This window comes from Vibrio sp. 10N.286.49.B3, from assembly GCF_002873395.1.
Taxonomy (GTDB): Bacteria; Pseudomonadota; Gammaproteobacteria; order Enterobacterales; family Vibrionaceae; genus Vibrio.
Window position 1 is genome coordinate 1 of the sequence record NZ_MCUV01000017.1, and the last position, 8,388, is coordinate 8,388.

Here is an 8,388-nt window from a genome sequence, read left to right on the forward strand (position 1 = left end):
AGCCAGGTCACCTGAAACTGGCGCATCATCCACTGCCGTGACGGATACATCAATGTTGGCTGGAACCGTGTCCGTGCCATCTGATACATCAAAGCTAAAATCAACCTCACCATTGAAGTTCTCATTCGGTGCGAAGCTGTAAGTACCATTACCGTTATCAGTTAAGATCCCATCAGTTCCGGAGTAATTAACACTTTCAACTGAAAGATCATCACCTTCAATATCCGTAGCACCAGTTAATAAGTCAGCATCAGTGAATATAACAATACCATCTTCTTCAACCGTAAATGCTTGGTCTTGTGGTTCTGGCGCATCATTAACTGGAGTAACAGAAAGCTCAAGATTAGTTGATACGATATTATCGCCATCAGATACATCAAAACTAAAGTTAACCGTACCGTTATAGTCAGCATCTGGTGTTAAGGTGTAAGTACCATCACCATTATCAACTAGTGTGATATTTTCATCATCAGTCGTTAAGTTAATTGCCGTTAAATCATCACCATCAAGATCTCTAGCATTTGCAAGTAAATCTTCTTGGGTAATGGTTATTGAACCATCTTCATCGACAACAGCTTCAACAGGTAGTGCTTCTGGTGTGTGCTCAATATGAGAACCGGTTGCGTTAATGTGAATAGTTTGTGAGACACTTTCTGAATCATCATTAGATAGCTCAGTTGCTGTTGCTGTCACAACAATTTCTAGCTGCTCATCAAAATCAGTAGGTAGCTCTAATTGAACGGTTTGCTCAATCGCTGTGGTTGGTAACACAACACTTCCATCAGCACCAACCGTAACTTCACCACTATAGATACCACTGTTTACTTCACCGACATCAATAGTGAAATTAAAGTCACTGTAGTCTGCATCACCACCGCCATAAAGATCTTCAAACCCATAGACAAGTTCGCCATCTTCATTAACTGTCGTTTTTGTATGCTCGATACCATCTTGATTGAGCTCGGCACTACTACCACCATGGAAAATAGTATCTCCAAACTCACTTTGAATAACGGTTTCATTACCATCGGCATCAACAAATACTAATTGAGGGTCAACACTATCCATCGTAGCCGGTGAACCATCTTCGGTCCTAAATTCAAAGGTACCGTCCTGCATAGCATCAAAGTCATTATTGTTGTAACCATTTGGAATCAGGAATAAGTTAAAGCTTTCTCCTTCTTCAACTGGGAAAGTAAATGAATCCTGCCCAGCGACTAAATCACCACCACCACCAACTTGTGATGCATTTTCATAAACCAGTTCAACACCGGTAATATTACCGTCTTCATCTACTTTGTAGTAACCCGCTGCATTTTGGTACCCAGCAGTTTCGCCTTCAAAGGTAACGGTTATCTCAGTATCATTAAAACTGGTAATACCATTATCTTGATCATTCAGTACCGCTTCATTGTCATAACGAATTACTGAACCTTCAGGAATACCATCAATATCAACCGTCAGTGTTTCTGATAAATCTTGGTCGACCAAACCAGCAGCAATATTAAGCTCAACCGTTCCACCTGGTACTGTTAATATTTCTTCATCTGTAACATTGGTTCCATCACCATCAGTAATCACTAAGTCAGGCGCATCAGCAACCGCCTCGACATGGACATCGATAACCTGCTCAACCTCATCAGTACCATCAGATACGGTAAAGTTCAGTTGTAAATCACCACTAAAGTTTTCTGTTGGAACAAAGCTATATGTCCCATCACCATTATCAGTAACAACGCCATCATCACCACTATAGCTAACCTCTGTTACCGAAAGGTCATCGCCCTCAATATCAGTAGCACCAACGAGTAAGTCTGCCTCGGTTAGTAAGATACTGCCATCTTCTTCAATGCTATAACTTGATGGTTCAACATCAGGTAAATCATTGACTGGCATAACATCAATTGTTGTTGTCGCTACAACTTCATTCTCTCCATCACTTACGATAGTTTCAAAGGTAACCTGCCCAGAATAGTTCTCATTAGGAGTGAATGTACAGGTGCCATCACCATTAACAACAAGTTCCCCTTCATTGCCATCATAATTCATCCCAACAATTTCAAGGTTATCCCCTTCAACGTCAGTAATATTGGCTAGAACTTGAGTCTCATTCATCACCAGCACACCATCTTCATCCATGGTGTAGGCTGTATTACCTGCGATTGGAGCATCATTCACAGCTGTCACATTTACATCTATTTCAGCCGTGACAGTATCGGTTCCGTCAGAGACATCAAAACTAAACTGTACGTCACCATTAAAGTTTTCATTTGGTGAGAAGGTATAAGTTCCGTTACCGTTATCTTGTAATACACCATCAGTGCCAGGGTAGTTAACACTTTCAACCGTTAAGTTGTCACCATCAATATCCGTCGCTCCAACGAGAAGCTGCTCATCGGTAAAGGTTAGCGTGCCATCTTCTTCTACCGTATAAGCTTTATCTTCAGCTTCTGGTGCATCATTAACCGGATTAACCGTTAAATTAAGCTCTGTTGCTGTGCTTAACTCGCCATCTGTGACTTCATAATTAAACTGAATATCACCATTAAAGTTCTCTGATGGGGTAACACTGAAAGTCCCATCGCCATTATCAACAACCGTTGCATTTGGATCGTTCGTTTGTAAGCCAACCGCCTGCAAACTATCACCATCCATATCGCTCGCATTTTCCAACAGCATCTCTTGAGTAACGAGAATAACGCCGTCTTCATCAACATCCGCTATAACACTATCGGCTTCAGGTGCATCGTTAACAAACTCAACTTTAAGGTCAATATTAGCGGATACAATATCGGTTCCATCACTAACATCAAAACTTAAGTCAACATCACCAAAGAAACCTTGTTCTGGCGTTAGTGTGTATGTGCCATCGCCATTATCGACCACTGCTACACTGTCGTTTGAGCTTGTTAAATCTACAACCGATAAGTCATCCCCCTCTACATCTGTGGCTTGAGCTAATAGTTCCTGCTCTGTCACAGTTATCGATTCCCCATCCTCCGTAGTGAATGATAAATCAGGGACATCTGGTGCATCATTTATTGGGTTAACCGTTAACTCTAAACCCGCTGCGACGGTCTCAATGGCATCTGTCACATCATACGTAAAGTCAATATCGCCGAAGAAATCTTCACTTGGTGTTATGGTGAAGCTGCCATCTGCATTTTCAACGATGGTTGCATTTGGATCATTAGTCTGTAAGTTCGTTGCCTCAAGCCCATCGCCATCAACATCACTCGCATTACTTAGTAGATCTTCTTGCGTTAAGGTGATTGAACCATCTTCATCAACATTTGCTGTTACCGGTGCACTAACCTCTGGACCTTCATTGACAATTTCAACATCAATACTTGCAGTGCTTGGTACACTTGCCTGTCCATCACTAATATCAAAGGTTAAGTTAACATCACCACTGAAGTTTTCTGTTGGTTCAAACGTAAAGGTATTATCACCATTATCGGTCAATGTACCTTGGCTTTGGTCGACAAGTAGAAGGTTCTCAATATGTAAGATATCGCCATCGACATCACTTGAACCAGATAATAGATCCTTAGCTTCAATCACTATGGTGCCATTCTCTAGCATTTGAGTATGCAGAGGCTCACCCGCTACTGGGATATCATTAACTGGTATGACGGTTAGATCGAGGTGAGTATCAACCTCTGCCTCACCATCGAATACCTTATAGTCAATATCAATATCGCCATTGAAGTTCTCATTTGGCATGAAGGTGAAGGTGCCGTCACCATTATCGAGTAGTTCACCATTATCACCATTGTAAGCAATATCACTAATCGAAAGTTCATCACCCTCAACATCGCTTGCATTAGCTAACAGATCATCAGCACTAAAGGTAATGCCTGTATCTTCATCGGTAGATAGAACAATAGGACCCGAGATAATTGGCGCATCATTTACCGACTCAAAGTTGATATTAATGATATTATCATCAGTCAACTCACCATCAGTTACTTGATAACCTAGCTCGATTTCACCATGCCAGTTTTCATCAGGAGTAACCGTCCAAGTACCATCACCATTATCGATTAATGTCGCATGTTCTGAGTTTTCACCGACTAACTCTAAGTTCTGGATATCTAAGTTCTCACTATCAATATCTGAAGCTTGTGCGAGTAATTGCTCTTCTGTAATTACGATTGAAGCAAATTGGCTTGCTCCATCGGTATCAATTTCAATATTTGGAAGATCAGCTGTTAAATCAATATCTGTATCACCAGCGTGAAGGTTTAAGTCCACTGTCTCTGTGATTTCTGTACCATCTACGCCTATTGATGTGAAAACAACTTCATCTGAGACGGTTTGTGATACCGACATATTCTGAACAACATAAGATCCATTACCTTGAATCGTACCCAGTTCAAAATACGAAACGGGCTCATCTGTAGTTAGCGTATAATCAGTTTCAAAACTGCTCTTATCTTCTTTGTGATAGGTCATTGAATCAATCAATTCACCATCAGAGTTATAGGCTTTAATCTCAACTTCGGTGAAGTGTTTTGATTCTTCCATGAACCAACCACCAACACCATCAAGGTTAAAGCTGATTTCATTAATATCTTGCCCTTCAACAGTAACGGTTAGTGTTTCATCACCACTTAAGCCATTATTGTCAGTATCACCAATACCGTGACCTATGTGAGTATTACCATTCCATGCACCTAATGGGTCATCGTTACTCTGAACCGTTACAGTTAAGTCACCATCAACAAACTCTCGAGTATATGGGTCAACTTCGGTTCCCCAATCATCAAGAGTTGCATTTTCATCAAATGTACCAATTTGCGAGGTGTGGGTACTATTGGCTATTGCGTCTTCATCAGCAACAAAGCGAACTTCAGTATCCGCAGGAATTTCAACACCAACCTCAAGATCAACCCATTCCTCATCAATATTGGCTTGGATTATGCCATTTTCAGGTGCTTGATCTAAACGCAGTACTGGTTCTTCACGAAGCGTCACACCAACGGTTTGATCTTCCTCTGCTTGGATAAAGATCTCTTCACCCGCATCAGGTGCATCATTGATAGGGTTAACCGTTAAATCTGCAGAACCTTGAACAACATTGCTACCATCAGCAATATCAAAGCTGATATCAATGTCACCATTGAAATCCGCATCTGGAACAATGGTGAAGCTGCCATCATCATTAGCGACAACTTCAGCATTACCATCAACAGATAGGTTGGTTGCCGTTAAAGCATCACCTTCAACATCACTTGATTGAGAAAGTAGTTGCTCTTGACTTAGAGTGATTTGTCCATCTTCATCAATCGTGTATGCAAGATTGCCTTCTACCGTTGGGGCATCATCAACAGGGATGACATTGACATCAATAGTAGCAGGAACCGTTTCGGTACCATCATTAACCCCAAAGCTAAATTCAACATCACCATTGAAGTTTTCATTCGGTGCGAATGAGTACGTGCCATCGCCATTGTCGGTTAAGATCCCGTCGGTGCCAGAGTAGTTCACTCCTTCAACGGTTAGCTCATCGCCTTCAATATCGGTGGCGCCAGTGAATAGGTCCGCATCGGTGAAGCTAAGGTGCCATCTTCTTCCACGGTAAACGCTTGGTCTTGTGGCTGTGGTAAGTCATTAACTGGGTTAACCGTTAAGTCCGCCTCAGCTTGAACGACACTGTTGCCATCAGAGATATCGAAACTGATGTCTATATCACCGTTGAAGTCGGCATCCGGAACAATGGTAAAGCTACCATCCTGATTGGCAGTAACTGTTGCATTATCGCCAACCGATAGGTTCGACGCGGTTAGGTCATCGCCTTCCACATCTTTCGCTTGAGACAGTAACTGCTCTTGGCTTAGGGTGATTTCGCCATCTTCGTTGACCGTGTAAGCCAGGTCACCCGAAACTGGCGCATCATCAATTGCCGTCACTGAAACGTCGATATTCGCCGCTACTGTATCCGTGCCATCTGAGACGTCGAAGCTAAACTCAACATCACCGTTGAAGTTTTCATTCGGTGCGAAACTATAAGTGCCATCACCATTATCGGTTAAGATCCCGTCTGTACCAGAGTAGTTAACCCCTTCAACGGATAGCTCATCACCTTCAATATCGGTTGCACCGGTGAGTAGGTCAGCATCGGTAAAGATTAATGTACCGTCTTCTTCAACGGTAAACGCTTGGTCTTGCGGTTGTGGTAAGTCATTAACTGGATTAACCGTCAGATCAGCACCAGAAGAGACAACATTATCACCATCTGAGATATCAAAGCTGATATCAATGTCACCATTGAAATCGGCATCTGGAACAATGGTGAAGCTGCCATCATCATTAACGGTGACTGTTGCGTTATCACCCACTGACAAGTTACTTGCCGTTAGGTCATCACCTTCCACATCTTTCGCTTGAGACAGTAACTGCTCTTGGCTTAGGGTGATTTCACCATCTTCATTTACGGTATAAGATAGACTTCCCTCTACCGTTGGAGCATCGTCGACTGGGGTAACATTGACATCAACCGTTGCGGTTGCAATGTCCGTTCCATCTGATACATCGAAGCTGAACTCAACGTCACCGTTGAAGTTCTCATTCGGTGCGAATGAGTACGTGCCATCGCCATTGTCGGTCAAGATACCATCGCTGCCTGTGTAGCTAATTCCTTCAACCGATAGATTATCACCCTCAATATCCGTTGCTCCTTGCAGTAAGTGAGCATCAGTAAAGGTAAGCATTCCATCTTCTTGAATCGTGAATGCCTGATCTTGCGGCTGTGGTAGGTCATTAACTGGATTAACCGTTAGATCAGCGCCTGAAGAGACTAGATTATCACCATCTGAGACATCGAAGCGAATATCAATGTCACCACTCCAATCTGCATCCGGAGCTATCGTGAAGCTACCGTCTTCATTTTCACTTACCGTTGCATTGCCACTAATTGATAAGTTTGAAGCGGTTAGGTCATCGCCTTCCACATCTTTCGCTTGAGACAGTAACTGCTCTTGGCTTAGGGTGATTTCACCATCTTCGTTGACCGTGTAAGATAGACTTCCCTCTACCGTTGGAGCATCGTCGACTGGGGTAACATTGACATCAACTGTTGCGGTTGCAATGTCCGTTCCATCTGATACATCGAAGCTGAACTCAACATCACCGTTGAAATTTTCGTTTGGTGCAAAGCTATAGGTACCATTACCATTGTCGGTCAAGATACCATCGCTGCCTGTGTAGCTAATTCCTTCAACCGATAGATTATCGCCCTCAATATCTGTTGCTCCTTGTAGCAAGTGAGCATCAGTAAAGGTCAGCATTCCATCTTCTTCAACCGTGAACGCTTGGTCTTGTGGCTGTGGTAAGTCATTGACTGGGTTAACCGTTAGATCTGCACCTGAAGAGACTAGATTATCACCGTCTGAGACATCGAAGCGGATATCAATGTCACCACTCCAGTCTGCATCCGGAACTATCGTAAAGCTACCGTCTTCATTTTCACTTACCGTTGCATTGCCACTAATTGATAGATTCGACGCGGTTAGGTCATCGCCTTCCACATCTTTCGCTTGAGACAGTAACTGCTCTTGGCTTAGGGTGATTTCACCATCTTCGTTGACCGTGTAAGCTAGGCTACCTTCTACCGTTGGAGCATCATCGACCGGAGTAACATTGACATCAACCGTTGCGGTGGCAATGTCCGTTCCATCTGAGACATCGAAGCTAAACTCAACATCACCGTTGAAGTTTTCGTTTGGTGCAAAGCTATAGGTACCATTACCATTGTCGGTCAAGATACCATCGCTGCCTGTGTAGCTAATTCCTTCAACCGATAGATTATCGCCCTCAATATCCGTTGCTCCTTGTAGTAAGTGAGCATCAGTAAAGGTCAGCATTCCATCTTCTTCAACCGTGAACGCTTGGTCTTGTGGCTGTGGTAAGTCGTTAACTGGGTTAACCGTTAGATCAGCACCTGAAGAGACTAGGTTATCACCGTCTGAAACATCGAAACGGATATCAATATCACCGCTCCAATCTGCATCTGGGGTAATGGTAAAGCTACCATCATCGTTAACCGTCACCGCTGCATTATCGTTGACCGATAGATTTGAAGCGGTTAGATCATCACCTTCCACATCAGTAACATTAGCCAATAACTGGTCTTGACTTAGAGTTATCTGACCATCTTCATTGATGGTATAAGATAGGCTACCTTCTACCGTTGGAGCATCATCGACCGGAGTAACATTGACATCAACCGTTGCAGAAACAATGTCCGTTCCATCTGAGACATCGAAACTGAACTCAACGTCGCCGTTGAAGTTTTCGTTTGGTGCAAAGCTGTAAGTACCATTACCGTTATCTGTCAGTATACCATCCGTGCCAGAGTAGTTAACCCCTTCAACGGATAGCTCA

1 pseudogene is annotated in these 8,388 nt (G+C 43.0%); it reads right to left on the reverse strand.

Features of this window, described 5'->3' with window-relative positions:
• Positions 1-8,388, reverse strand: a pseudogene (locus BCU68_RS08080) (tandem-95 repeat protein); the annotation flags it as partial.